The organism is Micromonospora rosaria (assembly GCF_001567585.1).
GTDB classification, from domain to species: domain Bacteria; phylum Actinomycetota; class Actinomycetes; order Mycobacteriales; family Micromonosporaceae; genus Micromonospora; species Micromonospora rosaria.
This window is the reverse complement of the sequence record NZ_LRQV01000049.1, coordinates 19,501-45,640: the sequence shown is the minus strand read 5'-3', so window position 1 is coordinate 45,640 and position 26,140 is coordinate 19,501. Positions and strand designations below refer to the sequence as shown.

Genomic DNA, 26,140 nt, shown 5'->3' with positions numbered 1-26,140 from the left:
GCCCGGCACGCCGCGGTCCCACCGGCCGGCCGACGCCGGGTGACCTGCCGGGGTGACACGGCGGTGCCGGTGGGTCGGGTCCTTCGCGGACCCGGGTCCCACCGGCCCTGGGGGGTCAGTCCCGGGCGCCCACCGGCTCCAGGGGCTCCACCGGGGTGACGGGGCCGGATAAGCGGGCGATCCGGCCCGGCCACCAGAACCGGTCCCCGAGCAGGAAGGTCAGCGCCGGCACCAGCACCGTGCGGACCAGCAGGGTGTCGAGCAGGACGCCGATGCAGACGATGATCCCGATCTGGGTGAGGGTGAGCAGCGGCAGCACGCCGAGCAGGGCGAAGACAGCGGCGAGCAGGATGCCGGCGCTGGTGATGACGCCGCCGGTGACCCGGAGCGCGGAGAGCATCCCGTCGCGGGTGCCGAGGGTGCGGGCGTCCTCCCGTGCCCGGGTGACGAGGAAGATGTTGTAGTCGACGCCGAGCGCGACGAGGAAGACGAAGGCGAGCAGGAGCACCCCGCTGTCCAGCCCGGGGAAGCCGAGCAGGTGGTCGAAGAGCAGCCACCCGGCGCCGATGCTGGCGAAGAACGACGCGATTACGGTGAGCACCAGCAGCAGCGGGGCGAGCAGCCCGCGGAGCAGCAGCACGAGCACGGTGGCGACCAGCAGCAGGATGATCGGCATGATCAGCCACAGGTCCTTGCGGTCGGCGGCCTCGGAGTCGTGGGTGGCGGCGACGGTGCCGCCGACGATGGCCCCGTCGGCGCGGTCCGCGCCCTCGACCGCCGGTGGGGCGGAGTCGGGTACGGCGGCGACGGCGTCGCGCAGCGCGTCGACGGTACGTTCCGAGGCGGGGGTGCCCGGTTCGGCCTCGAGGACCACGTCGATCTGGGTGACGGTGTCGCCCGCCCCGCCGGGGCGTACCGAGGCGACGCCGGGTACGGCCGCGGCGGCGTCGGTGACGGCCTGCGCCGCGCCGGGGGTGGTGAGGACGGCGACGGGCTGGGTCGTGCCGGCGGGGAACGAGCGGGCCAGCGTCTCCGCGCCCGCGACGGCTTCCGGCTTGACCCGGAACTGCTCGGTCTCGGAGAGCCCGGTGCGGATGCCGAGCCCGCCGAGGGCGAGGGCGGCCAGCAGCACGGTGGCGAGCAGCGCCACCGGCACCGGGCGGCGGACCACGGCGGCGCCGAGCCGGCCCCAGAGCCGTCCCTCCGAGCCGGTGGTGCCGACGTGGGGCACGAAGGGCCAGAACAGGCCCCGACCGAAGATCACCAGCGCGGCGGGCAGGACGAGCAGCGCGGCGAGCATGGCGAGGATGACGCCGGTGGCGCAGGCCACGGCGAGGGCCCGGTTGGTCTCCTGCTCGGACAGGAGCAGGGTCAGGACGCCGAGGACGACGGTGGAGCCGCTGGCGATGATCGGCTCGGCGGTGCGGCGGCGGGCCGCGCGCATGGCGACGAAGCGGTCCGGCTCGCGGCGCAGTTCCTCGCGGTAGCGGGCGATGAGCAGCAGGGCGTAGTTGGTGGCGGCGCCGAAGACGAGGACGCTGGCGATGCCGGTGACCGCGCCGCCGTTGAGGTGGATGCCGACGGCGGGGACGATGACGTCGATGGCGCGCAGGGTGAGCTGCTCGGTGGCGGCGACCACGGCCAGCGGCACGATCCACAGCACCGGGCTGCGGTAGGTGATCAGCAGCAGGACGGCGACCACGATGGCGGTGAAGATGAGCAGGGTGGTGTCCGCGCCCTCGAAGACGTCGGCCAGGTCGGCGGTGAAGGCGGGGGGCCCGGTCACCTCGACGGTGAGCCCGTCGGGCAGGTCGAGCGCGGCCCGGAGCTCGGTGACCGTGTCGGCCACCTGCGTCTGACCGCCGGTCGTGGCCAGCGGCACGGCGACCAGGGCGACGGTGCCGTCCGGGGAGATCTGGGGTGGGCTCACCCGGCCGGCGACGGCGAAGCGGCTGAGCGCGGCGGTGTCCTCGGTGACGGCGGCCCGGTCGGCCTCGTCGAGGGCGGCGCGGTCGGTGCGGCTGACGACGACCAGCGCGGGTTGGACGTCGGTGGACGGCAGTTCCTCCTGGAGGCGTTCGACCTGGGTCGACTGCCACTGCACGGAGAGGCCGGTCGAGGAGACCGGGGCCGGGTTGTCGGGTTGCGGAAGCCCGAAGAAGATCGCGCCGACGACGATCGCGGCGGCCACGGTGAGCCAGGCAGCGAGCTGGCCGCGACCGGCGCGGCGGAACACAGACATCCGAGTGCCTCACGGGTGGTCGTAGGAGGTGGGTGATCGAGAGATATCCCGATAACCGATTATCTCGATGACCGAGATTATCGAGAGTTGAGTTATGCTGCAACCCGAACACGCGAGGGAGGACCGACGGATCGTGGCAGCGCAGGGCATGTACCGGCCCCGGGACACCCGACGGGGCCACCTCGTCGCCGAGATCGTGGCCGACCTGCGGCGCTACAGCGTCGACGCGCAGCACATCGGGCACGCGTTCGCCAACCTGCACGGGCTCAACGCCACCGACCTGCAGGCGCTGATCGCGGTGATGGACGCCGAGTTGGCCGGCGATCCGATCACCCCGGGCCGCCTCGGCGAGCACCTCAACCTCTCCTCCGGGTCGGTCACCGCCCTGGTCGACCGGCTGGAGCGCGGCGGCCACGTCCGCCGCGGCCGGGACACCGCCGACCGGCGCAAGGTCTTCCTCCGGTACGCCGACCGGGGCGCCGCCCTGGCGAGGGAGTTCTTCCGGCCGCTCGGCCAGCGCACCGACGCGGTGATGGCCAACTTCTCCGACGAGGAGTTGGAGGTGGTGCACCGGTTCCTGACCGTGATGGTCGGCTCGATGCGGGAGCACCGCGACGACGTCCGGACCGCCCGCCCCGAGACGCCCCGCCGCCCGCCGGGCTGACCCGTCCGGGCCGGCGTACGGCCGTGTTTCACCTGCTCAGGTGGGTTTCGTGAGTGCGTCTCGTGAGCCGGGCTCGCGGGATGCCCCTGCCGGCAATTCGGGCATTCAGCTTTGTTGACCCCCGGTGACCCTGGGTAAGCATGGGGCATCGCCCGACGCTGTGCGTCCCATCGGCCGGGCGGAGAACCGGGGATCGCCCCGTCCGCGTCAGGCGGTACGACCGTCGCGCTCGGCCCCGAAACCCGAGGGGGTTCCCGATGACCCGGGCACCGGCAAACCTGCTGGCTGTTCGCACCTTGCTGTTGCAGCACCTCAACACCGACCCGGACAGGGTCCGCGACAACGACCTGGAACCGGCGGAGGTCGGCATCGTCGGCGACCCCGCCCACCGGGGCGGGTACCACTGTGGTGAAGACCGGGTGGTGCCCAACGACTACTCCGTGGTGGAGTCACCGCGCGACCGCGCCGGCCTCACCCTCTACGCCTCCGCCCTGGACGTCGGATGGTTCTCGGTGCGCTCCGGCGGGGGCACCCACGACCTGCGGAGCTTCTCGATCTGGTGCGTCGCCCAGTGCATCGCCGGCACCGCCGACAGCCGGGACATCCGCGAGATCATCTACTCGCCGGACGGCAGGGTGGTGAAGCGCTGGGACCGGCTCGGCAAGCGCACCAGCGGAGACAGCTCCCACCTCTGGCACACCCACATCAGTTTCTTCCGCGACTGCACCAAGGCGGGCCGGGACCAGACCCCCCTGTTCCGCCGCTACCTGACCACCATCGGACTCCTGACCCCGGAGGATGACATGAGCGAGCAGGCCGAGAGCGAGATCCACAACGTCTACCTCGGGATGTTCTACGGCGGGACGAGCATGGGTCGCAAGGTCGACCCGGACGGCACCGGCCCGGCCCAGGCGGGCAACAGCCTGGTGGCGAAGCTGGACTACACCATGCTGCGGCTGGACGCGCTGAGCTCGCAGGTGGAGCAGTTGGCCACCGAACTGCCCGCGACCCTGGCCGCCCGGGTCGCCGACGAGATCAACCGACGCGCGACCCCCTGAACGCACCGACCAACGGGGGCCGGGTGGCCCTGCTGCTCGGCGGCGGGGTGCTGGTGAGCCTCGGCGTGGCCGTCGGCACCGTGCGCAACGGCGGCTTCCGGCAGACCTGCACCCCGCACCCGCTGCTGGGCCGGGTGACGGCGACCGTGCGCCTGCTCGACTACGGGATCATCCCGCTGGCGGCGCTGCTGGCCGGAAAGGGTGGGGGCGGTCGCCGGGCCGGGCGATCTGGGCGACGACCGGCGCGCGGGCCCTGACCCCGCTGATCCTGCTGACCGGGCCGCTGCGGGGACGGGCGTGACCTGCCGGCCGCGTCCGGCTGAGCGGACGGGAGGCGGCCGGTGGGTGGAGTGTGACCGTGGAGGGTGGGCGGGTGGTGCGAGCCGTGGCGGCGGACGGGAGTGCCGCCGCCGCCACCGGCACACGGGCTACAGCGGACGGACGTTGTCCGCCTGCGGCCCCTTCTGCCCCTGGGTCACGTCGAACTCGACCTTCTGTGCCTCCTGCAGCTCACGGTAACCGCTGCTCGCGATCGCCGAGTAGTGCACGAAGACGTCCGGGCCCCCGCCGTCCTGCTCGATGAAACCGAAGCCCTTTTCCGAGTTGAACCACTTGACCGTGCCGGTTGCCATGCATCTCTCCCTGTTTCCCTGCGGCTGACCACCGGCCACCGGCCGGTGATCGCCCTGTTCCACCCCGACACTAGCCGCCCGGACCCCGATTTGCCGCCCGAAGTGCCACAGGCCGCGCCGGTGAGCCGTCGATCCGGCCCGAAATCAGGGGAGGATCGGGGTACCGCCGGATGACCATGGTGGTCCGGCCGCAATACGGTACGGGGATGACGGAATGGCTGGCCCAGCTCGGCGACTTGCCCACCCTGGTGCTGATGGTGGCGCTCGGGCTGGTCATGGTGCTCGACGCGGTACCGCTGCTGGGGGTGCTGGTGCCCGGGGACGCCGCGATCCTGGTGGCGGTGGGGGTGGGCCGGCCGTACTCCGCGCCGGCCACCGTCGTCTCGGTGGTCGCCGGGAGCCTCAGCGGCTGGTCGCTGACCTTCGCCGCCGGCCGGCGGTTCGGCACGCGCCTGCGGCACAGCCGGGTCGGCGGCTGGGTCGGCGAGTCCCGCTGGGCGGCGGCCGAGCGGCTCGTGCGCCGGGGCGGCGGGCGGATGGTGCTGGTCGGGCCGTTCCTGCCGGTGTTCAACACCCTGCTTCCGCTGGCCGCCGGGGGCCTGCGGATGTCGTACCGGCGGTTCGTGGTCTGCGCGGCCACCGGCGCCGCGCTCTGGGCCGGCCTCTACGTCCTGCTCGGCGGGGTGGCCCGGTCGTTGGCCGGGCTGCTGCCGGGGGAGAACGCCCCGCTGCTGGTCACCATGGCCGTGGGCCTGCTCCTGGCCGGGGTGCTGCTGGCCGGCACCCGGCGGCGGCTGCTGGCCGCCGTCACCCCACCGGACTGACCGACACCGCCCGGCCCGCCGACACCGGGGCGGGCTGGCCGGGGCGGGGTCAGGTGGCCGGGGTCGGTGGGGGACCGGGGACCGGCGTGGTCGGCAGCAGGACCCGGAACACCGTGTTCCCCGGCGCGCTCGTCACCCGGATGTCGCCGTGGTGCTTGTTGACCACGATCCGGTACGAGATGTCCAGCCCCAGCCCGGTCCCCGCGCCGACCGGCTTGGTGGTGAAGAACGGCTCGAAGATGCGCGGCCGGACCTGCGCCGGGATACCCGCGCCGGTGTCGGCGACCTCGACGGTCAGCAGGTCGTCGATCCGGCCGGTGCGCACGGTCAGGGTGCCCTCGTCGCCCATCGCGCCGAGCGCGTTGTCGATCAGGTTGGTCCACACCTGGTTCAGCTCGGCGGCGTACGCCGGGATCGGCGGCAGGCTCCGGTCGTACTCCCGGACCACGCGCACCCCGGTGGGCACCTTCGCCCGGAACATGACCAGCGTGGCGTCGAGCAACTCGTGCACGTCCACCACCTGGTACGGCGCCCGGTCCAGCTGCGAGTACTGCTTGGCCGCGCCGACCAGCCCGGAGATCCGGGTCGCCGCGTCGGTGATCTCCCGCAGCAGCAGCTCGGTGTCGACCGTGTACACCAGCCAGCGCACCGCCGGCTCCAGGTCGTCCGCGCCCACCGCCGCGCCGACCCGCTCCAGCCAGGCGGCGTCCAGCCCGCCGGAGACCAGCGTGGGGGCCAGCTCCCAGCCACCGGCCACGCCCCGCTCGTCCAGCCAGTCGGTCAGCTCGTCCTCGGCGTCGCTGGCCGCCAGGGGCGACAACGGCCGGGCCCGCCCCACCCGCTCGACCGCCTCCTCCTGCAACGCCACCAGGGCGTGCAGCCGCCGCCCGTCGAGCCGGCCGTCGGCGATCATCGCCAGCTTGTGCCGCATCGCGGCGAACCGCTCCCGGACCGCCTCGGTGGCCCGCACCGCCGCGCTCGCCGGATTGTTCAGCTCGTGGGTCAGCCCCGCCGACAGCGCGCCCAGGGCGAGCAGCCGTTCCCGCTCACCGACCACGGTCTGCGTGTTGCGCATGCCGATGAACAGCCCCTCCAACAGGTGCATCGCCATCGGGAACCAGGAGCGGACGGCGTGCGCGAAGGACTCCGCGGGCAGCACGAAGAACTCGGCGTCGGCGATCGCCCACATGCTGTTGCGGTACACCTCCTGGTCGTCCAGGTACGCCTGGGTGGCCCCGCCGTACACGCCGCGCTGGTCGGTGCGGTTGATCTCCACCTCGTCGCCGTGCACCGTGCGGCACAGCCGTACCGCCCCGCTGAGCAGCACGTAGAAGCAGGTGGCCGGGCCGCCCTCGGCGTACACCTCGGCGCCGGCGGCCACCCGCTCGACCCGGCCGTGCGCGGCCAGCCAGGCCAGTTGGTCGGCGTCGAGCGCCTCGAACAGGAACAGCGTCCGGAGCTGCTCGGGCGTCAGCCGCTCCGGCTCCGCCGGCGTGGACCGGTCCGGCTCCGCCGGGGTGGACCGGTCCGGGGGCGGGGTCACTGGTTCTCCAGGTAGCGGTGCACCAGCGACACCGCCATCGCGCCCTCGCCGACGGCGGAGGCGACCCGCTTCACCGACGCCGTCCGGACGTCACCGGCCGCGAACACCCCCGGCATGCTGGACTCCAGGTGGTACGGGTCACGGGGCAGCGACCAGCCGGGGGGTCGTTGGCCGCCGGCCACCAGGTCCGGCCCGGTCGTCACGAAGCCCCGCTCGTCGCGGACCAGCACCCCGTCCAGCCAGCCGGTACGCGGCTCCGCGCCGATGAAGACGAACAGCCAGGAGGCGTCCACCTCCCGCCGCTCGCCGGTACGGGTGTCCCGCAGCGTCAACCGTTGCAGGTGCTCGTCGCCGGCAGCGGCCACCACCTCGGTGTGCGGGTGCACGGTCACCTGGTCGATGCCGTCGAGCTGGTCGATGAGGTACCGGGACATCGACGCGGTGAGGTCCGCGCCCCGGATCAGCAGGTGCACCCGGGCCGCGTACCGGGAGAAGTGGACCGCCGCCTGACCCGCCGAGTTCGCCCCGCCGACGATGTAGACGTCCTCGCCGACACAGCTCGGCGCCTCGGTGGCGGCCGAGCCGTAGAAGACCCCCCGACCGGTGAACTCGGTCAGGCCCGGCGCGTCGAGCATCCGGTACGACACCCCGGTCGCCAGCACCACCGCGTGGGCGGCGATGGTGCCGCCGTCGCCGAAGTGCACCAGCCGCGCCGAGCCGGCCTCGGAGAGGCCGACGACCTCCCGGGTGCTGAGCAGCTCCGCGCCGAACTTCAGCGCCTGCCGGCGGGCCCGGTCGGTGAGCTGCGCCCCGGAGACCCCGTCGGGGAACCCGAGGTAGTTCTCGATCCGGCTGCTCTGCCCGGCCTGCCCGCCGGTGGCCAGCCGCTCCACCAGGACCGTCCGCAGCCCCTCCGAGGCCCCGTACACGGCGGCGCCCAGCCCGGCCGGGCCGCCGCCGACGACCACCAGGTCGTAGAAGTCCGCCGCCGGGGCGACGGTCATCCCGACCAGCCCGGCCAGCTCCGCCTCGGAGGGCGCGACCAGGGTCGTGCCGTCGGCGGCGACGACCAGCGGGAGGTCGTCGGCGCTCGCCCCGGCCGCCGCGAGCAGCCGGCCGGCCTCGGGGTCGTCGGCCAGCAGCCACCGGTACGGCACCAGGTTGCGGGCCAGGAAGTCCCGGACCGCGAAGGACGGGGCGGACCAGCGGTGCCCGACCACGCGCAGCTCGGTGGCGGTCGACTCCGGGCTGCTCGACCACGCCTCCAGCAGCGCGTCGACCACCGGGTAGAGCTTCTCCTCCGGCGGGTGCCAGGGCTTGAGCAGGTAGTGGTCGAGGTCGACCAGGTTGATCGCGTCGATCGCCGCGCCGGTGTCGGCGTACGCGGTCAGCAGCACCCGTCGGGCGGCGGGGAAGAGGTCCATCGCCTCCTCGAGGAACTCGATGCCGGTCATCTCCGGCATCCGGTAGTCGGCCAGCAGCACCGCCACCTGCTCGCCCCGCAGCTTGATCTCCCGCAGCGCCGCCAGGGCCTCGGGCCCGGACCCGGCCCGGACCACCCGGAACCGGTCGCCGTAGCGCCGCCGGATGTCCCGGGCGACCGCGCGCGAGACCGCCGGGTCGTCGTCGAGGGAGAGGATCACCGGGTTCGCCATGCTGCCCATGAAACCATCCCGGCGTCGCGGACCCGCCGCGCCCGGCCCCACCTGCCGCGCCGGCCGGCCCGGGGCCGCTCCCGCAGCGCCGGCCCGGGACCGCCCTGCCGCGCCGGCCCGGGGGTCGTCCGGACCGGCGCGGCCGGAGGTCACCAGCCGCGGGCCCGCCACTGCGGCAGGGCCGGGCGCTCCACGCCGAGCGTGCTGTCCTTGCCGTGGCCCGGGTAGAACCAGGTCTCGTCCGGCAGCCGGTCGAACAGCTTGTGCTCCACGTCGTCGATCAACGCCGCGAAGCGTTCCGGGTCCCGGTCGGTGTTGCCGACACCACCGGGAAAGAGCGAGTCGCCGGTGAACAGGTGCGGCCCGCCGGCCGGGTCCCGGTAGAGCAGGGCGATCGACCCGGGGGTGTGCCCGACCAGGTGGATCACCTCCAGCTCGCACTCGCCGACCCGGACCGTGTCGCCGTCGGCCAGCGGCTGGGCCGGGATCGGCAGGCCCTCGGCGTCGTCGTGGTGCACCAGCGGGCGGGCCCCGGTCTTGGCCACCACCTCCTCCAGCGCCACCCAGTGGTCCATGTGCCGGTGCGTGGTGACCACGGTGGCCAACCCGGTGTCGCCGACCAGCTCGAGCAGGCGCGGCGCCTCGTTCGCCGCGTCGACCAGCGCCTGCTCGCCGGTGGCCCGGCAGCGCAGCAGGTAGGCGTTGTTGTCCATCGGCCCCACCGACACCTTGGTGATGGTGAGCCGGTCGAGGTCGCGGACCGCCGGGGGCCCGCCGGGGGTGACGTCGCCGTGGTAGGTCATGTCGTGATCAGATCCATTCCGGTGGGGTCGGGAGTCGCCCGTCGGGAGTGACGGTGAGCAGGTCGCCGCCGGTCCGGCCGATCAGCCAGGCGGCGAGTTCGTGGGCCGGGCCGCAGATCGTCGGCGCGTCGGCCCGGTCGCCGACCACCACCTCGTGCGCGCTGCCGTCGAAGCGCAGCACCATGGCCGGCGCGTCCGGATTGTCGGTGAGGCCGGTCGTCACCTCGTGCAGCAGCCGTTGCGCGAAGGCCACCGGCCAGTCGGCCGGCCGGTAGCCGGCGGCCAGGTCGACGTGGTGCACCTCCAGCTCCCGGAGCCGGCCCCAGACCACCAGGGCGGCGGGCCACGGACCCCGGCGGGTCTGCACCATGGCCCCCCACGCCTGCGCCGGCATCGCGTCGACCGCCTCGGCGAACCGCTGGGTGCAGCGGCGCAGGTCGGCCAGGTGCTCGGCGGGTGGCCGGGCGGCGCCGGCCTCGATGTCGGCGTTGCGCGCGGCGACGCTGGCGTACATCGGGATCGGCTCGCCGGTGCGGGCGGCGGTGAGCAGGTTCACGAACCCGTCGGCGTTGCGGGCGAGGTGGGCCAGGACGTGGCCCCGGGTCCAGCCGGGCAGCAGCGACGGGGCGGCGACGTCGGCGGCGGTGAAGGACTCCGCGACGCGGAGCAGGCGGGTGGTGGCCTCGTCCACCTCACCGGTCAGCAGGAGGGGATCCGTGGTCACGGTCCGACCCTAACGGTCGGCGGCCGTCCCGTCGCTGTGGAACGTCGCCGCGTCGCGGTGGAAATCGCTTTCGGTGCGTCGCCGCGCGCCCTACCGTCGGCGTCGAACGGACACCGTAGCGCCGAGGAGGTGGTGTTCATGCCGGTCGTCGTACCCGTGTTCCGCCACGACCCCACTGTTCCCGCGACGAGGTGACCGATGACCATCGACCTGACCGCGCTCGGCTGGGACGCCGGGCGGGCGGCGGCGCTGGGCCGCCGCCCCGACCACCGACCGGGCCGGGTGGCCCGGGTCGACCGGGGGATCTGCACCGTGCTCGCCGCGGACGGACCGGTCCGGGCCAGCCTCGGCGGCGGGGTGCTGGCCGCCGCCGCCGGGGACCTGACCCGGCTGCCCTGCGCGGGGGACTGGGTGCTGCTGGGCACCTGGCCGGACCGCCGGGTCACCGTCGAGGCGGTGCTGCCCCGGCGGACCGCCCTGGTCCGCCGCACGGCGGGCCGGCAGGCCAGTGGGCAGGTGCTCGCCGCCAACCTCGACGCGGTGGCGGTGGTCGAGCCGGTGCACCCGACGCCCGACCTGGCGCGGATCGAGCGGCTGCTCGCCGTGGCGTACGAGTCCGGTGCCCGGCCGCTGGTCGTGCTGACCAAGATCGACCTGGCGCCGGACCCCGGGGCGGTGGCGCGGCACCTGGGCGCGGTCGCCCCGGGGGTGCCGGTGCTGGCGGTCAGCGCCGAGCACGGCACCGGCCTCGACGACCTGCGCCCCGAGGTGGCGCCGGGGCGCACCCTCGGCCTGTTGGGCCGCTCCGGGGCGGGCAAGTCGAGCCTGGTCAACGCGCTGGCCGGGGCCGTGGTGATGCCCACCCAGGCGATCCGTGGGTCCGACGGCAAGGGCCGGCACACCACCACCTGGCGGTCGCTGGTTCCGGTGCCCGGTGGGGGCGCGCTGGTGGACACCCCCGGGGTCCGCGCGGTGGGCCTGCTCGACGGGGCCGGCGGCCTGGACCGGGCGTTCGCCGACATCGCCGCGCTGGCGGCGGCGTGCCGGTACGCCGACTGCGCGCACACGGTCGAGCCCGGCTGCGCGGTGCGGTCGGCGCTGCGCAGCGGGGAGCTGACCGCCCGGCGGTGGGAGAGCTGGTGCCGGTTGCAGCGGGAGGTGACCGTCGAGTCGCGGCGGCGGCAGGCGCGGCTGGCTGCCGAGCGCCGGGGCGGCCGGCGCGACGGCCGACGCCGCCCGACCCGGCCCGAGCCGCCGGTGTCGCCCGGCGGCTTCTGATCCGCCCGCCGGGCCGCCTGTCCGCCCGTGCGGCCGACCGCGTGTCCGCCCGCCCGCCTGTCCGCCTCCGCCCGTCCGCTGGCTCGCCCGCCCGCCTGTCCCGCTCGCCCGTCCGGCCGTCGGCTCGGTCCGGGCGGGCGGTCGGGGCGGCCGGGGACAACCCGGTTGAGCTGGGGGAATGTGTGGGTGCGGGAAAGTGTCGTACCCCGGGGCTAGAGTTGCCGAGGCGTCTTCCTGCGCCCACACAAACCGCTCAGAACGTGCCTCAGGTTCCGTCGAGCGCCCGCCCCGGGCCGTCCCGCCCGGGCGAGGTGGATTCGACCCGGGGGTGTTCGGAGCGGGACAGATCCCTCGCCTTCTTCACCCGGGAGTACACGGACCGTGGCCGACCGTTTGACAATCCGTGGCGCACGTGAGCACAACCTGCGTGACGTCAGCCTCGACCTGCCCCGGGACGCCCTCATCGTGTTCACCGGGCTCTCCGGCTCGGGCAAGTCGAGCCTGGCCTTCGACACGATCTTCGCCGAGGGGCAGCGGCGCTACGTCGAGTCGCTGTCGTCGTACGCCCGGCAGTTCCTCGGTCAGATGGACAAGCCGGACGTCGACTTCATCGAGGGGCTCAGCCCGGCGGTGTCGATCGACCAGAAGTCGACCTCGCGCAACCCGCGCTCGACCGTCGGCACCATCACCGAGGTCTACGACTACCTGCGGCTGCTCTTCGCCCGGGTCGGCGTGCCGCACTGCCCGATCTGCGGTGAGCGGATCTCCCGGCAGAGCCCGCAGCAGATCGTCGACCGGGTGCTGGCGATGACCGAGGGCACCCGGTTCATGGTCCTCGCCCCGGTGATCCGGGGCCGCAAGGGCGAGTACGTCGACCTGTTCGCCGAACTCCAGGCCAAGGGGTACGCGCGGGCCCGGGTCGACGGCGTGGTGCACCCGCTGACCGAGCCGCCGAAGCTCAAGAAGCAGGAGAAGCACACCATCGAGGTGGTGATCGACCGGCTCACCGTCAAGCCCAGCGCCAAGCAGCGGCTCACCGACTCGGTGGAGGCGGCGCTCGGCCTCTCCGGCGGGTTGGTCCTGCTCGACTTCGTCGACCTGGCCGAGGACGACCCGGAGCGGGAGCGGCGCTACTCCGAGCACCTGGCCTGCCCCAACGACCACCCGTTGGCGATCGAGGACCTGGAGCCCCGGGTCTTCTCCTTCAACGCCCCGTACGGCGCCTGCCCGGAGTGCACCGGCCTGGGCACCAAGAAGGAGGTCGACCCGGAGCTGATCATCCCGGACCCGGAGCGCACCCTGCGCGAGGGGGCGATCCAGCCCTGGTCCGGCGGGCAGACCCTGGAGTACTTCCTGCGCCTGCTGGAGGCGCTCGGCGAGAGTGAGCACTTCGACCTGGACACGCCGTGGCGGGCGCTGCCGTCGCGGGTGCAGAAGACGATCCTGCACGGCTCCGGCGACCAGGTGCACGTGCGGTACCGCAACAAGTACGGCCGGGAGCGCTCGTACCACACCGGGTTCGAGGGTGTGGTGCAGTGGATCGAGCGCCGGCACACCGACACCGAGTCGGAGTGGTCCCGGGAGAAGTACGAGGGGTACATGCGCGACGTGCCCTGCGCGGCCTGCGGCGGGGCCCGGCTCAAGCCGGAGGTGCTCGCGGTCACCCTGGCCGGCCGGAGCATCGCCGAGGTCTGCAACCTCTCCGTGGGGGAGTGCGCCGAGCTGCTCGCCGGCATCGAGCTGACCGACCGGCAGAAGCTGATCGCCGAGCGGGTGCTCAAGGAGATCAACGCCCGGCTGCGCTTCCTGCTCGACGTGGGCCTGGACTACCTCTCCCTGGACCGGCCGGCCGGCACCCTCTCCGGCGGTGAGGCACAGCGCATCCGGCTGGCCACCCAGATCGGCTCCGGCCTGGTCGGCGTGCTCTACGTGCTCGACGAGCCGTCCATCGGGCTGCACCAGCGGGACAACCACCGGCTGATCGAGACCCTCGTGCGGCTGCGCGGGCTGGGCAACACCCTGATCGTGGTGGAGCACGACGAGGACACCATCCGCACCGCCGACTGGATCGTCGACATCGGGCCGGGCGCGGGGGAGCACGGCGGCCGGATCGTGCACTCCGGCTCGGTGCCCGCGCTGCTGGACAACCCCGAGTCGCTGACCGGGGCGTACCTGTCCGGGCGCAAGGAGATCCCGATCCCGGCCGGCCGCCGGCCGCAGACCCCGGGGCGGGACCTGGTGGTGCACGGGGCGCGGGAGCACAACCTGCGCAACCTCACCGTGCCGTTCCCGCTCGGCCAGCTCGTCGCGGTCACCGGGGTCAGCGGCTCGGGCAAGTCGACCCTGGTCAACGACATCCTGTACGCGGTGCTCGCCAACCAGATCAACGGCGCCCGGCTGGTGCCGGGGCGGCACACCCGGATCACCGGCCTGGAGCACGTGGACAAGGTCGTCGGCGTGGACCAGTCCCCGATCGGGCGCACCCCGCGCTCCAACCCGGCCACGTACACCGGGGTCTGGGACCACGTCCGCAAGCTCTTCGCCGAGACCACCGAGGCCAAGGTCCGGGGGTACGGGCCGGGCCGGTTCTCGTTCAACGTCAAGGGCGGACGCTGCGAGGCGTGCTCCGGCGACGGCACCCTGAAGATCGAGATGAACTTCCTGCCCGACGTGTACGTCCCCTGCGAGGTGTGCAAGGGCGCCCGGTACAACCGGGAGACCCTGGAGGTGCACTACAAGGGCCGGACCGTGGCCGACGTGCTGGACATGCCGATCGAGGAGGCGGCCGAGTTCTTCTCCGCCATCCCGGCCATCCACCGGCACCTGAAGACGCTGGTCGACGTGGGCCTGGGGTACGTCCGGCTGGGCCAGCCCGCGCCGACCCTCTCCGGCGGTGAGGCCCAGCGGGTCAAGCTCGCCTCCGAGTTGCAGAAGCGCTCCACCGGCCGGACGGTCTACGTGCTCGACGAGCCGACCACCGGCCTGCACTTCGAGGACATCCGCAAGCTGCTGATGGTCCTGGAGGGGCTGGTCGACAAGGGCAACACGGTGATCACGATCGAGCACAACCTGGACGTGATCAAGAGCGCGGACTGGATCGTCGACATGGGTCCGGAGGGCGGCCACCGGGGCGGCACGGTGCTGGCCGCCGGCACCCCGGAGGAGGTCGCCGAGGTCGCCGAGAGCCACACCGGCCGCTTCCTGCGCCAGGTGCTCAAGCTCGACGGCGAGCCCACCGGCGCACCCTCCGCCACCACCCGCGCCGCCAAGGCCAACCGCACCCCCCGCCCCCGCCGCTAACCCCCACCCCCTCCCTCCACCCCCACCCCCACCCCCTCTCCCAAGCGTCGATCATGGAGTTGGCGGCACCGGCAACGCCCGGAACCGCCGCCAACTCCATGATCAACGCGGGGCGACGCGACGGCGACGCGACGGCGACGCGGGGCGACGCGGGGAGGGTGGGGGAGGGCGGGGGGACTCAGGGGGTTCACAGGGTTTCGGGGTGAACTGGCGGGGATGGTGGTGCGTGTACGGGGACAGGAGCCGCCCACGGATGTCGGCGACCAGAGAGGGGCAACACATGAGCGACGACCAGGTGACCGCCGGGCCGGGTACCCAGACCCGCCGGACGCTCCTCGCGGGGGCCGGTGCGGTCGGGGCGGCGGTGGTGCTGACCGCCTGTGGCCGGGAGCGGCCGGTGGCCAACGCCCCCGAGACCGGCGGGTCCGGCGACGGCGGCCCGACCAGCGGTGGTGAGAACGGCGCTCCGGCGCTGGCGACGACCGGCGAGATCCCGGTCGGCGGCGGGAAGATCCTCGCCCAGCAGGGCGTGGTGATCACCCAGCCCACGGCGGGGGAGTTCAAGGGCTTCGACCCGATCTGCACCCACCAGGGCTGCCCGGTGTCGAACGTCGACGGCGGCACGATCAACTGCACCTGCCACAACAGCAGCTTCTCGATCACCGACGGCTCGGTCCAGTCCGGTCCGGCGACCCGGCCGCTGGCCGAGAAGCAACTGCGGATCTCCGGGGAGAACATCTCCCTGGCCTGACCGGCCCCGGCCCCGGAACGGACGGCATGCGCGGCCCGCCCCCGGCGGGCCGCGCCCGGCCACCCCTGCCTTGTCTTCGACGGGTCAGTGCGCGTCGCTGGTGACGGTGGTGGTCGGCCGGGGTGCGACCGGGTCGGCCCCGGCGCGCAGCGCGGTGGCCGGCAGGGCCCGCTCCAGCGCCAGGATGCCGAGGATGCTGGCCGCGTTCACCCCGGCCAGGGCCAGCCAGGGTACGGCGGTGCCGACCTCGTACAGGGTGGCGAAGAAGGCCGGCGCGATCATCGAGGCGATGGTGAAGGAGTACTGGAACGCCGCGAGGTAGCGGCCCCGGGACGCCGGTGGGGCCGCTGCGGCGGCCAGGCCCGCCGACGCCGGGGCGTGGAGCAGCTCGGCGGCGGAGAAGAGCAGGGCGCCGGCGACCAGGAGCGCGGCGGCCAGCACCGGCCGGCCCGGACCGACGGTGGCGAAGACCAGCCCCCAGGTGGTGTAGAGGACGGCGGCCAGCACGATCGTGCGGGTGCGGCGGTGCCGTTGCGCCCGGATGCCCACCGGCGCGGAGAGCACCGCGACGGTCAGCGCGTTCCCGGCCAGGATCGCCGAGGTGAGCCAGGCCGGTCCCCGGACGTCGTCGAGCACCACGGTCGGCAGGGCCAGGCCGAGCATGATGTTGCTCATGGCGTACGTGGTGTTCAGGGCGATCAGCGCGAGGAACGGGCGGTCCCGGAGCAGCCCGCCGTACCCGTCGGCGCGGCGGTCGGCCCCGGGCGCGGGCCGGGTGGCCGGGGTCCGGACGAAACCGGCGAGCAGCGCCGCCGCCAGGGCGAAACAGGCCGCCGCCGCGTACGCCACGCCCCGGTAGGTGGCCTCCCGGCCGTCGGCGACCACGAACCCGGTGACCAGGCCGCCCACCGCCAGGCCGGCGGTGCGGGCGCCGTTGCTCACCGCGTACCAGGTGTCCCGGGTCCAGGACCCGGCGCTGCCGTCGGCGTAGTCGGCCACGGCGGTGAAGACCGCCGACCAGAAGAACCGGACGCCGACGGCGACCAGGGTGGCCGAGGCGAGCACCCCCACCGGGCCCTGCACCCAGGCGTAGGCGAGGAAGCCGACCGCCTGGAGCAGTTGCGAGCCGACCACCACCGGCAGCGCGCCGAACCGGTCGGCGAGGGTGCCCGCCCACAGCGGCACCGGCAGGGTGACCACGTTCGCCACGCTGAGCAGCACCCCGAGCAGGGCCAGCGGCACCTCGGTCAGCTCGCGGAAGTAGACCAGCGACAGGGGCAGGAACAGGCCGTTGCCGATCGAGTCGACGGTCAGCGCCGCGACCAGGACGGCACCGCCCCGGCTGAGTCCGCGTCCGGACATCGTCACCCTCCCGCCGTCGCTGGCCGCGAGGGAATCTACCGAGCCGGGCGCATCGGAGCAGCCGAATATCCGACCGGCGGCCGACCGGGGCGGTGGGCCGACGCGGGTGGCCCCGCGCCGGCCCACCGGGGACGGCAGGTCAGTGGGAGTAGACCGACATCTCCCAGAGTGAGACACCGTGCGACGTGCCCCGGGTCAGCGCCCGCATCCGCACGTACCGGGCCGTCTCGGTGGGGAAGACGGCCAGGTCGGTGCCGCCGTCGCCGACCGTGGTCGACCAGGCGGTCCGCCAGGTGGCGCCGTCGCCGGACAGCTCGATCCGGTACGACCGGCCGTAGGCCGCCTCCCAGGCCAGCACCACCCGCCCGACCGGTCGGGCCGCGCCCAGGTCGACGGTGAGCCACTGGTCGTCGGCCCAGTCGCTGGCCCACCGGGTGGCCAGGTTCCGGTCGACGGCCCGCGCGGCGGGGTTGCCGAACTGGCTGCTGGAGGCGGTCACCGGGCGGCCGGCGGCGAGGTTGGTCAGGTCGTCGCCCTGCTTCGCCGGGAAGGAGACGACCTGCTGGTAGGTGGGGCGGTTCTGCCAGGCGATGGGGGCGTGCTTGATCCCGCCCAGCGGGGACTGGACGATCGCGTCGGCGCACCACTGGTCGCCGGCCGCGCAGGTCGCGTCGCCCGGGTACGTCGTGGTGGCCGGGGTCGTGGCGGCGGTGCGGAGGGTGTCGAGCAGGATCTGCCGGCAGCCGGTGAGGGCGCCGTCGCCGCAGAAGGCCCGGCCGGGGCCGCCGGAGACCGGGTCGCCGAGGACCGCGCGCAGGTCCTTGTCGACGTACCCCCACCAGCCGTACTGGAACGCCGAGCCCTTGTGCGTCTGGGCGGTGTTGGCCGACGTCGGCAGGGTGGAGACGTCACCCTGCTGGTGACCGGACGGGGACTCGTTGACCTGGAGGGTGTTGACCAGCGCCTGGTAGAGGTCCGCGCCGAGCGGGGCCCGGAAGATCCCCCGGACCAGCAGCGGCCACCAGGCGTCGAAGGTCCGGATCGCCTCGGCGTGCCGGTACACCTTCGAGCCCTTGGCGGTCTCCACCCGCAGCGCGCCGTCGGCCCGCCACGCCTTGAGCCGGCTGACCTCGGTGGCCAGGGCGGGGTCGGTGACCGGTTGGCGCTCCAGCACCCGGATCAGCTCGTCGAGCACCTCCGCGCCGCGCAGGTCGGTCAGACCGGCCTTCTGCACCAGCTCGGTGAGGGAGGCCCGGTCGTACCTGCGGCCGGCGGCGAGGCCCGCCTTGAGTGGCTTGTCGAGCAGGTCGCCCCGGTGCACCGCGCCGAAGCTGAAGTTGCCGTCGGCGGCGCCGAAGTCCTTGGCCTGCTTGTTGTTCCAACTGATGTAGTAGTCCTGGTTGGTCGACTGGGGGTGGGCCGACGCCGGGGCGTACCGGGCGGTGTTGGTGGCCGGGTCGAAGCCCTGCCACTCGTACGCCGGCTCGGCCTTCATCGGCAGGTTCGGGTTGGACCCGGCCGCGCGCAGCGGGTTGAGCCCGGAGTTGAGGTACGCCGCGTCGCGGGAGTTGACGTAGAACCAGTTGAAGGCGTACTCCACGTTGTTCGCCGAGGTGCGGAAGGCGTCGGCGGTGGCCATCTGGGTGGGGTCGTTGAACATCTGGAAGCCGATCGCGGAGTCGGCCTCGTGCCGGTAGGTGGAGCGGAGCTGGGTGAAGGCGTGCGGGACGCCGGCCACCGTCGCCCGCCAGCCGACCAGGCCGAGCGTGGTACGCCGGACGACCAGCTTGTACGAGCCGGCCGGGGTACCGTCGGCGACCGTGGGGCTCCACCGGTTGACGTGCGACAGCTCCTCCATCGGCAGGCACTGGCCCCGGTACCGGTAGTGGTTGCTGGCCAGGGTGGGGGCGCTGCCGTCGGGGGCGCACAGCGGCACCGCGTAGGTGTCGGTGATGTCGTGCACGGAGGAGGTGGCGCTCCAGGCGTAGTCCTGGCCTCGGCCGAGCAGCACGTACAGGTTGAGGCCGGCGAAGGCGGCGCCCCGGGCGCTGATCCCCGGGCCCTGCAACTCCTGCACCATCAGCAGTTGCGGGGAGAAGTAGCCGGTCTGCGGGCCGAAGACGGCGACCGGGTGGCCGGTGGCCGAGTGCGCGGCGGAGACCACCGCCGCGTTGGACATGCCCCGGTGCGCCGGGTTGATGGTCAGGCCGGACAGGGCGGCGGCCAGGTCGGTGCCGCGGGTGGGCGCGGCGGTGGTGGTGGTGGCCGAGCCGGTGGGGTCGGTGTAGATCGGCTCGACCCGGGCGGAGCCGGCGTCGGGGAGCACCACGCTGGGCGCGTTCGGGTCGGCGTCGCCGGAGGGGAAGCTCTGCCCGTCGTGCAGGGTCAGCACGGTCTCCGGGTCGTTGCGGCCCCGGAAGCCGTCCCACACCCGGTCGCCCTCGACCGGGCCGAACTTGGCCCGCGCGGCGAGGCGGACCAGCGCGGACTGCATCTCGGTGCCGCCCCCGCCGCCGAACAGGCCGCCGACCACCCCGGCGATGGCGATCAGGTCCGTCATCACGAACGGCTTCGGGCCGCCCGCGTTGGTGATCGCGTCGAGGTGGCCGGTGAGCACGTACTCGCCGGGGCAGTTGCGGTTGGCCATGCAGGTGCGGATGTAGGCGTTGATGCCGGCGATGTACTCCTGCACGTCGGCGTAGAGCTGTTCGCCCCGGGGGCCCTTCGCGCGCAGCGCGGTGACCTGGGCCTGCAGGTCCGCCTCGGTGTACGGCGAGGTGCGCCAGACGCTCTGTTCCAGGGCCCGGTTGCCGGGGGCGCCGCCGGCGAACGGGGTGAGCGTGCCCCGTCCGACGTGACGCAGCAGGTCCATGGTGAACAGCCGGTCCTCGGCTCCGGCGTACCCGGCGCCGTACATGGTCCCGCCCCGGGTGGTGCCGGTGATGTGCGGGACGCCGGCGACCTTGTCGCGCACGATCCGCACGTCGGAGCGGGGCGAGTACTCGCGTTCGACCTGGGTGGGGTCGACGCCGAAGGAGGCGTCGTTGAAGAAGCTGCCGATCTGGTCGGTGCGCAGCCCGGCGTAGCCGTAGACGAGGTCGGCGTACCGGCCGAGCTGGTCGGCGGAGTGCCGGGGCAGGGTGCCGAGGGCCTGGTTGCCGAGGATCTCGACCAGGGTGGCGTTGCCGTTCTGGCCGGGCGGCAGGATCTCCGCGCACTCGCCGAGGCAGTAGTCGGTGGCGGCGAAGGCGCTGGCGGCGGCCAGCGCGGCGGTGGTGGGCGCGGCGGCGGGGGCCGGGGTGGGGACGGCGACGAGCAGGGCGGCGACACCGACGGCGGCGGTGGCGGCGGCCAGCAGGCGGCGCGGTGCGGTGGTGCGGCGCGGTGCGGTGGGTCGGCGGCGACGGCCGCTGACGGTGGGGCCGGTCATGGCGATCCTCCGGGGGGTGGGGATCAGGCGGGGGTGTGCGGGGCGGGGCAGCGGAGCATTACATGAAGAACATTCAGTTACCGGATGGTAAGCGAACGGCGGTCGATATCGGAAGAAGTCAATCGAGGTGTCGCCGTTCGGTTACCCGTGAGTATTGAGTGCATCCCGTTCGCTCGATAACCTTCGATCCCCGCGCCGGTCGCCGGCCGCGCGTGGTCGCGCTGTCGAGAAGGGACACCCGGATGATCCCCGTACGCCTGCTCGCGTCCGCGGCGCTGCTGGCCGCCGTGGCGCTGCCGACCCCCGCCACCGCCGCGCCGGCCCCCGCGCCGACGGTCGCCGCCGGGCCGACCGCCACCTCGGGCACCTTCTCGGTGCTCACCTACAACGTCGCCGGCCTGCCCGAACCGCTCTCCGGCAGCAAGCCGGCCGTCAACACCCGGCCGATCGGCGAGCGGGTCAACGCGTACGACATCGTGCACGTCCAGGAGGACTTCAACTACCACGCCGACCTGTACGCCACCGACCGGCACCCGTACCGCACCCCGACCAGCGGCGGCGTGCCCTTCGGCAGCGGCCTGAACACCATGTCGAACCACCCGTACGCCGACTTCGCCCGGGTGACCTGGGACCGGTGCAACGGCACCGACTGCCTCACCCCGAAGGGCTTCACCGCCTCCCGGATCCGGCTGGCCGAGGGGGTCTTCGTCGACTTCTACAACGTGCATGCCAACGCCGGCAGCAGCGAGGCCGACCTGGCCGCCCGGCGGGCCAACCTCAGCCAGCTCTCCGCGTACGTCGGAACCCACTCGGCGGGCAACGCGGTGGTGGTGATGGGGGATCTCAACGTCCGCTACACCCGCACCGGCGACACCATCCGGGACCTGGTCGCCGCCAACGGGCTGACCGACGCCTGGGTGCAGCAGGAGCGGGGCGGGGTGCCACCGGCCGCCGGAAGCCCGGCGCTGACCTGCGACCCGGCGAACGTCACCAACGCCTGCGAGGTGGTCGACAAGATCCTCTACCGGAGCAACCGGCTGGTCCGGCTCGATTTGACCCGCTACCACACCGAGCACGCCCGGTTCCTCGACCCGGCCGGCGAGCCGCTGTCCGACCACTACCCGCACGCCGCCTGGTTCGGCTGGACCCTCGATGCGGGGCTGCGGGCCAGCGACACCTGGGGCGGCCCGCACGGCATCCCCTTCACCGACCTGCCCGCCGTCGGTCCCCGGGTCACCGGGCTGACGCTGCGCGGCGGCTCCCGGCTCGACCAGGTCGGCGTCACCCTCGCCGACGGCCGCACGCTGACCCACGGCGGCACCGGCGGCACGGCCACCGCCCTCACCCTCGCCGCCGACGAGCACGTCACCGAGGTCACCCTGACCCAGGGGCAGCGCGCCGGACGGACCCGGATCTTCTCCGCCCGCCTCACCACCAACCACGGCCGTACCCTCGCCGCCGGCACCCCGACCCCGGCGGCGGTGACCTTCACCGCCCCGCCCGGCGGCCGGCTCGCCGGCTTCTTCGGCCGCAGCGGGGACGAGATCGACCAGCTCGGCGTGCTCTGGACGCTGGGCTGACACCCCCGCCCGGCGGGCGACTCGCCGTCGGGGACTGTCGGGGGCGGCGACTAGTCTCGGAGTGTGGCTGATCCGTCGACCTACCGTCCCGCCCCCGGCACCATCCCCGAGTCCCCGGGGGTCTACCGGTTCCGCGACGGCACCGGCCGGGTGATCTACGTCGGCAAGGCGAAGAACCTGCGCAGCCGCCTCAACTCCTACTTCGGCGACCTGCTCGGGCTGCACGAGCGCACCCGGCAGATGGTCACCACCGCCGAGTCGGTCGACTGGATCACCGTCGCCACCGAGGTCGAGGCGCTCCAGCAGGAGTTCACCTGGATCAAGCAGTACGACCCGAGGTTCAACGTCCGCTACCGCGACGACAAGTCGTACCCGTACCTCGCCGTCACCCTCGACGAGGAGTACCCGCGCCTACAGGTGATGCGGGGCGCCAAGCGCAAGGGCGTGCGCTACTTCGGGCCGTACTCGCACGCCTGGGCCATCCGGGAGACGCTTGACCTGCTGCTGCGGGTCTTCCCGGCGCGGACCTGCTCGGCGGGGGTGTTCAAGCGGGCCGGCCAGGTCGGGCGCCCCTGCCTGCTCGGGTACATCGGCAAGTGCTCGGCGCCCTGCGTGGGCAGCGTCGACGCCGAGGAGCACCGGCGCATCGTCGACGGGTTCTGCGACTTCATGGCCGGGCGCACCGACAGCATGGTCCGCCGGCTCGAACGGGAGATGACCGAGGCCAGCGAGGCGCTGGAGTTCGAGCGGGCGGCCCGGCTGCGCGACGACGTGGCCGCGCTGCGCCGGGCGATGGAGAAGCAGACCGTGGTGCTCGGCGACGGCACCGACGCCGACGTGGTGGCCTTCGCCGACGACCCCCTCGAAGCGGCCGTGCAGGTCTTCCACGTCCGCGACGGGCGGGTCCGGGGGCAGCGCGGCTGGGTGGTGGAGAAGACCGAGGAGTTGACCCCCGGCGACCTGGTGCACCACTTCTGCACCCAGGTCTACGGCGGCGAGCGGGGCGAGGCCGACGTCCCCCGCGAGCTGCTGGTTCCCGCCCTGCCGGCCGACGCCGACGCCCTCGCCGACTGGCTGTCGGCCCGCCGGGGCAGCCGGGTGACCCTGCGGGTGCCGCAGCGCGGCGACAAGAAGGACCTGCTGGAGACGGTCGGCCGCAACGCGAAGGACGCGCTGGCCCGGCACAAGCTGCGCCGGGCCGGCGACCTGACCACCCGCAGCCAGGCCCTCGACGAGATCGGCGAGGCGCTGGGCATGCGCACCTCCCCGCTGCGCATCGAGTGCTACGACGTCTCCCAGATCCAGGGCACCGACGTGGTGGCCAGCATGGTCGTCTTCGAGGACGGGTTGCCCCGCAAGGGCGAGTACCGCCGGTTCATCGTCCGGGGCGCCACCGACGACCTGTCGGCGATGTCCGAGGTGCTGCGCCGCCGCTTCGCCCGGTACCTGGAAACCCGCGCCGAGACCGGCGAGCTGGGCGAGGAGACCGCCGCCGACCCGGACCGCCCCGGCATCGACCCGACCACCGGCCGGCCGCGCCGGTTCGCGTACCCGCCGCAGCTGGTGGTGGTCGACGGCGGCCCGCCGCAGGTCGCCGCCGCCGCGCAGGCCCTCGCCGAGCTGGGCGTCGACGACGTCGCGCTCTGCGGGCTGGCGAAGCGGCTGGAGGAGGTCTGGCTGCCCGACGACGAGTTCCCGGTGATCCTGCCCCGCACCTCGGAGGCGCTCTACCTGCTGCAACGGGTCCGCGACGAGGCGCACCGGTTCGCCATCACCTTCCACCGGCAGCGCCGCTCCAAGCGGATGACCGCCTCCGCGCTGGACGAGGTGCCCGGCCTGGGCGAGGTCCGGCGCACCGCCCTGCTGCGCCACTTCGGTTCGCTCAAGCGGCTCGGCTCGGCCTCGGTGGAGCAGATCACCGAGGTTCCGGGGGTGGGGCGGCGGACCGCCGAGGCGATCATCCGGGCCCTCGGCGGGCCGGAGCCGCCCGACCCGGGCCGGGCCGACAACCGCAGTTAATCCGTATTACGGGGTTGACCCGTCGCATCGGCGGGCGCAAACTCATCGATCACCGGGCCCGGTCCACCACTGCCCAGACTCGTCCCCGGCGACGACGAATCGCCTGGCCGGCCAGGCGTCGCGACCGCGCGGTCAGGGGACGTCCCCCACGAACGGAGACACCCCGTGCCCCAGCTTCCCGTCCCCGCGTCCCCGCTCAGCCGGCGCGGCCTGCTGCGCGGTACCGCGCTGCTCGGCGCCGCCGCGTCCACCGGCGGCCTCGGTGTCCTGGCCGCCGACGCCCCCGCCCTCGCCGCCCCGGCCGGCTTCCCCACCTACCGGTACGTCCGCGACGCGTTCGACCGGCCCCTGGTCTACAACCCGACCGGCGAGACGATCTTCCCCTGTGTCCGGGGCGTGTACGACAAGATCTCCGGCGCCCGGGGCCGGTACTACCTGTACTACGCCCCGCACGACGCGCCGGGCGGGATCTGCCTGGCCTACGCCGACCGGATGGAGGGGCCCTACACCGAGCACCCCGGCAACCCGATCATCAGCCGGCACCTGCCCGGGGTCACGGTCAGCCACGTCTCCTCGCCGCACGTGGTGTGGAACGCCCCGACCCGGGAGTTCTTCCTCTACTTCCACGGGGAGAACACCACCACCCGGGTGGCCCGCTCCCGCGACGGAATCACCTTCACCTCACCGACCCCGATCCTGAGCACCCGGCTGGTCCCGAACACCACCGAGACGTCGTACGCCCGGGTGTTCGAGCACGCCGTGCCGGGGCTGGGCAACCGGTACGTGATGCTCTTCATGGGCGCGCACACCGTCCGCCCCGGTACCCGGAAGATCTTCTGGGGCTGGTCGCCGAACGGCTGGGACCAGTGGCGGTTCGCCCCCCAGCCGCTGGTCTCCCCGGCCGGGGACGGGCTCACCGACCTCTCCGGCCCGCACCTGCTGCGCCGCAACAACACCACCTACGTCGTGTACCACGGCAACGACGGCCGGATGCGGCTGACCGAGGTCGGCAACGCCTTCGACCGGGAGGTCCACCTCGGGGTCTTCCACGCCCCGGTGGCCTCCGACAACGGCCGGACCGCCGCGCCCACCTTCGGGACCGACGGCGGCGTGTCGTACATGGTCTACGAGGCCGGCGCCCGGCTCAGCGCCCGGCTCTGCGTGGCCCGCGCGGTCTGACCCGGTGCCCCGCCCCGTCGCCCCGGGGCCGGTGGGAACCCGGCCCCGGGGCGCCCGGCGGGGCGGCAGCACCGGCGGATGGGCCGCCGTGCCGCTCGGGCCGTGGGGTGGCGGCCGTGCCGGCTGGGCCGTCGGGGCTGCCGGGCCGTCGAGTGGACGGCGTGGTCGCGGGCTCAGCTGACGTAGCCCAGCCGGCGCAGTTCGGGCCCGGCGAGCCGCTCGAAGTCGGCCACCTGTTCGGCGGTCAGGTCGGTCCGGTACCGCCCGGCGCGGCCGGTGTACAGCGGCCGGGCGACGGCCTCGGCCGCCGGGTGCCCCCACGACCGGTGCAGCAGCGAGTGTTCGAACTCGGAGTGCCGCAGCAGCGCGTCGTCCCACCGCAGGCCGAGGAACTGCATGACCTGTTCCAGGGTCTCCTTCGGGGCCGCGACGAGATCCTCGTACCGGATCTCCAGGTAGCGGCCCTGCGGCGCGACGGTGTGCGGCCGGGCGACCACCTCCAGCCAGCCGCGCGCCGCCTCCGTCGCCGAGCGGTAACCCCAGGTCGGTACCGTCTTGAGGTGGCTGGCCGCCAGGTCCCGCCCGTCGCGGACGATGTGTACGAAGTGGGCCCGGGGCCACAGCCGGGCGTAGTCGTCCACCCGCTGGATCTTGCGCTGGAGCTTGATCCCCCACCGCCGTGCGCCGACCGCCCGCCGCCGGAACTCGCCGATGTCGTCGATGAGCCGGCACCGGTCCTCGAAGGAGGACAGTTCGGTGCCCAGCGCGTCCCGCGCCGCCGTGACCAGCGTGGTGAGGTCGTCAATGCCGACGCCGAACCGTTCGCACTGCTTGACGAAGTGCGCCCCGTCGTACCAGTACGGGTCGGCGGTGTCGGTGCCCGGCCCGAGCACCCGGGGGTCCCGGCGGGTCAGCAGGTCCGCCGCCGCCAGGATGTGCTCGCCGAGGTTGGGCGGGTTGGGGAAGTCCAGCTCGGGACCGACCACCAGGTCGGGGTGGGCGTCGAGGACCACGCTGAGCAGGGTGGTCCCCGACCGGTTCTCGCCGCCCAACAGGATGGGGTCCGAGGCGAAGGGGGGTGGGGTGGGCACGGCGC

The 26,140-nt window shown here is 73.8% G+C and carries 18 protein-coding genes and 1 pseudogene; 10 read left to right on the top strand and 9 right to left on the bottom strand.

What is annotated here, in order from left to right:
- Window positions 1–115: 115 nt before the first annotated feature.
- Complete coding sequence (locus AWW66_RS15300) at window positions 116–2,242, bottom strand: MMPL family transporter (protein ID WP_067366091.1); 2,127 nt, start codon at window positions 2,240–2,242, stop codon at window positions 116–118.
- A 148-nt stretch (window positions 2,243–2,390) separates the two neighbouring features.
- Between AWW66_RS15300 and AWW66_RS15295 the strand changes: the two genes are divergently transcribed.
- The 3 genes from AWW66_RS15295 (at window position 2,391) to AWW66_RS15285 (ending at window position 4,221) form a co-directional block, all read left to right on the top strand.
- On the top strand, window positions 2,391–2,906 hold the full coding sequence (locus AWW66_RS15295; protein ID WP_067366088.1) for a MarR family winged helix-turn-helix transcriptional regulator: 516 nt from the start codon (window positions 2,391–2,393) through the stop codon (window positions 2,904–2,906).
- Window positions 2,907–3,163: 257 nt separating this feature from the next.
- Window positions 3,164–3,964, top strand: a complete 801-nt coding sequence (locus AWW66_RS15290; RefSeq protein WP_067366086.1) for a hypothetical protein — start codon at window positions 3,164–3,166, stop codon at window positions 3,962–3,964.
- 23 nt (window positions 3,965–3,987) lie between these two features.
- Complete coding sequence (locus AWW66_RS15285) at window positions 3,988–4,221, top strand: hypothetical protein (protein WP_067366083.1); 234 nt, start codon at window positions 3,988–3,990, stop codon at window positions 4,219–4,221.
- Window positions 4,222–4,392: 171 nt separating this feature from the next.
- Here the strand turns inward: AWW66_RS15285 and AWW66_RS15280 are convergent, their stop codons facing one another.
- On the bottom strand, window positions 4,393–4,596 hold the full coding sequence (locus AWW66_RS15280; RefSeq protein WP_067366081.1) for a cold-shock protein: 204 nt from the start codon (window positions 4,594–4,596) through the stop codon (window positions 4,393–4,395).
- A 206-nt stretch (window positions 4,597–4,802) separates the two neighbouring features.
- Here AWW66_RS15280 and AWW66_RS15275 point away from each other — a divergent pair, with 206 nt between their 5' ends.
- Entirely contained in the window at window positions 4,803–5,420 is a 618-nt protein-coding gene (locus AWW66_RS15275) for a DedA family protein (RefSeq protein ID WP_067366100.1), read from the top strand.
- A 49-nt stretch (window positions 5,421–5,469) separates the two neighbouring features.
- Here AWW66_RS15275 and AWW66_RS35995 read toward each other — a convergent pair whose 3' ends face one another.
- From AWW66_RS35995 to AWW66_RS15255, 4 genes are all read right to left on the bottom strand, one after another.
- The gene (locus AWW66_RS35995) at window positions 5,470–6,963 is read right to left on the bottom strand and encodes an ATP-binding protein (protein ID WP_211271954.1); all 1,494 of its coding nucleotides are present in this window, start codon (window positions 6,961–6,963) and stop codon (window positions 5,470–5,472) included.
- Window positions 6,960–8,627, bottom strand: coding sequence for an NAD(P)/FAD-dependent oxidoreductase (locus tag AWW66_RS15265; protein WP_245648326.1), 1,668 nt, complete (start codon window positions 8,625–8,627; stop codon window positions 6,960–6,962). The genes AWW66_RS35995 and AWW66_RS15265 overlap by 4 nt, the downstream gene beginning before the upstream one ends.
- Window positions 8,628–8,767: 140 nt before the next feature.
- Entirely contained in the window at window positions 8,768–9,421 is a 654-nt protein-coding gene (locus tag AWW66_RS15260; RefSeq protein ID WP_067366078.1) for an MBL fold metallo-hydrolase, read from the bottom strand.
- A 7-nt stretch (window positions 9,422–9,428) separates the two neighbouring features.
- The gene (locus AWW66_RS15255) at window positions 9,429–10,145 is read right to left on the bottom strand and encodes a maleylpyruvate isomerase family mycothiol-dependent enzyme (RefSeq protein ID WP_067366075.1); all 717 of its coding nucleotides are present in this window, start codon (window positions 10,143–10,145) and stop codon (window positions 9,429–9,431) included.
- A 198-nt stretch (window positions 10,146–10,343) separates the two neighbouring features.
- On the opposite strand from AWW66_RS15255, the gene rsgA reads away from it, so the two are divergent.
- From rsgA to AWW66_RS15240, 3 genes and pseudogenes are all read left to right on the top strand, one after another.
- Window positions 10,344–11,423, top strand: coding sequence for a ribosome small subunit-dependent GTPase A (gene rsgA / locus AWW66_RS15250; protein ID WP_067366073.1), 1,080 nt, complete (start codon window positions 10,344–10,346; stop codon window positions 11,421–11,423).
- 381 nt (window positions 11,424–11,804) lie between these two features.
- Window positions 11,805–14,699, top strand: a pseudogene (gene uvrA / locus AWW66_RS15245) (excinuclease ABC subunit UvrA); the annotation flags it as partial.
- Window positions 14,700–15,003: 304 nt separating this feature from the next.
- On the top strand, window positions 15,004–15,474 hold the full coding sequence (locus AWW66_RS15240) for a Rieske (2Fe-2S) protein (RefSeq protein WP_067366067.1): 471 nt from the start codon (window positions 15,004–15,006) through the stop codon (window positions 15,472–15,474).
- Window positions 15,475–15,558: 84 nt separating this feature from the next.
- Here the strand turns inward: AWW66_RS15240 and AWW66_RS15235 are convergent, their stop codons facing one another.
- Window positions 15,559–16,836 carry an MFS transporter gene (locus AWW66_RS15235; protein ID WP_067366064.1) on the bottom strand — a complete coding sequence of 426 codons (1,278 nt, stop codon included), beginning with the start codon at window positions 16,834–16,836 and terminating at the stop codon, window positions 15,559–15,561.
- A gap of 139 nt (window positions 16,837–16,975) precedes the next feature.
- Window positions 16,976–20,266, bottom strand: coding sequence for a penicillin acylase family protein (locus AWW66_RS15230; RefSeq protein WP_067366062.1), 3,291 nt, complete (start codon window positions 20,264–20,266; stop codon window positions 16,976–16,978).
- 242 nt (window positions 20,267–20,508) lie between these two features.
- Between AWW66_RS15230 and AWW66_RS15225 the strand changes: the two genes are divergently transcribed.
- The 3 genes from AWW66_RS15225 (at window position 20,509) to AWW66_RS15215 (ending at window position 25,044) form a co-directional block, all read left to right on the top strand.
- Window positions 20,509–21,846, top strand: coding sequence for a jacalin-like lectin (locus tag AWW66_RS15225; RefSeq protein WP_067366059.1), 1,338 nt, complete (start codon window positions 20,509–20,511; stop codon window positions 21,844–21,846).
- 63 nt (window positions 21,847–21,909) lie between these two features.
- Window positions 21,910–23,865 carry an excinuclease ABC subunit UvrC gene (uvrC, locus tag AWW66_RS15220; protein ID WP_067366056.1) on the top strand — a complete coding sequence of 652 codons (1,956 nt, stop codon included), beginning with the start codon at window positions 21,910–21,912 and terminating at the stop codon, window positions 23,863–23,865.
- Window positions 23,866–24,030: 165 nt separating this feature from the next.
- Entirely contained in the window at window positions 24,031–25,044 is a 1,014-nt protein-coding gene (locus AWW66_RS15215) for a glycoside hydrolase family protein (RefSeq protein WP_067366053.1), read from the top strand.
- A 173-nt stretch (window positions 25,045–25,217) separates the two neighbouring features.
- Here the strand turns inward: AWW66_RS15215 and AWW66_RS15210 are convergent, their stop codons facing one another.
- Window positions 25,218–26,135 (bottom strand): sulfotransferase family protein, encoded by a 918-nt coding sequence (locus AWW66_RS15210; protein ID WP_067366050.1) that lies wholly within the window; start codon window positions 26,133–26,135, stop codon window positions 25,218–25,220.
- Window positions 26,136–26,140: the final 5 nt, after the last annotated feature.

What these genes read in the sequence shown, in the direction of transcription:
- AWW66_RS15300 (WP_067366091.1), bottom strand. Translation starts at nt 2,242, where the DNA reads ATGTCTGTGTTCCGCCGCGCCGGTCGCGGCCAGCTCGCTGCCTGGCTC.
- AWW66_RS15295 (WP_067366088.1), top strand. Translation starts at nt 2,391, where the DNA reads ATGTACCGGCCCCGGGACACCCGACGGGGCCACCTCGTCGCCGAGATC.
- AWW66_RS15290 (WP_067366086.1), top strand. Translation starts at nt 3,164, where the DNA reads ATGACCCGGGCACCGGCAAACCTGCTGGCTGTTCGCACCTTGCTGTTG.
- AWW66_RS15280 (WP_067366081.1), bottom strand. Translation starts at nt 4,596, where the DNA reads ATGGCAACCGGCACGGTCAAGTGGTTCAACTCGGAAAAGGGCTTCGGT.
- AWW66_RS15275 (WP_067366100.1), top strand. Translation starts at nt 4,803, where the DNA reads ATGACGGAATGGCTGGCCCAGCTCGGCGACTTGCCCACCCTGGTGCTG.
- AWW66_RS15265 (WP_245648326.1), bottom strand. Translation starts at nt 8,627, where the DNA reads ATGGGCAGCATGGCGAACCCGGTGATCCTCTCCCTCGACGACGACCCG.
- AWW66_RS15260 (WP_067366078.1), bottom strand. Translation starts at nt 9,421, where the DNA reads ATGACCTACCACGGCGACGTCACCCCCGGCGGGCCCCCGGCGGTCCGC.
- rsgA (WP_067366073.1), top strand. Translation starts at nt 10,344, where the DNA reads ATGACCATCGACCTGACCGCGCTCGGCTGGGACGCCGGGCGGGCGGCG.
- AWW66_RS15240 (WP_067366067.1), top strand. Translation starts at nt 15,004, where the DNA reads ATGAGCGACGACCAGGTGACCGCCGGGCCGGGTACCCAGACCCGCCGG.
- AWW66_RS15235 (WP_067366064.1), bottom strand. Translation starts at nt 16,836, where the DNA reads ATGTCCGGACGCGGACTCAGCCGGGGCGGTGCCGTCCTGGTCGCGGCG.
- AWW66_RS15230 (WP_067366062.1), bottom strand. Translation starts at nt 20,266, where the DNA reads ATGACCGGCCCCACCGTCAGCGGCCGTCGCCGCCGACCCACCGCACCG.
- AWW66_RS15225 (WP_067366059.1), top strand. Translation starts at nt 20,509, where the DNA reads ATGATCCCCGTACGCCTGCTCGCGTCCGCGGCGCTGCTGGCCGCCGTG.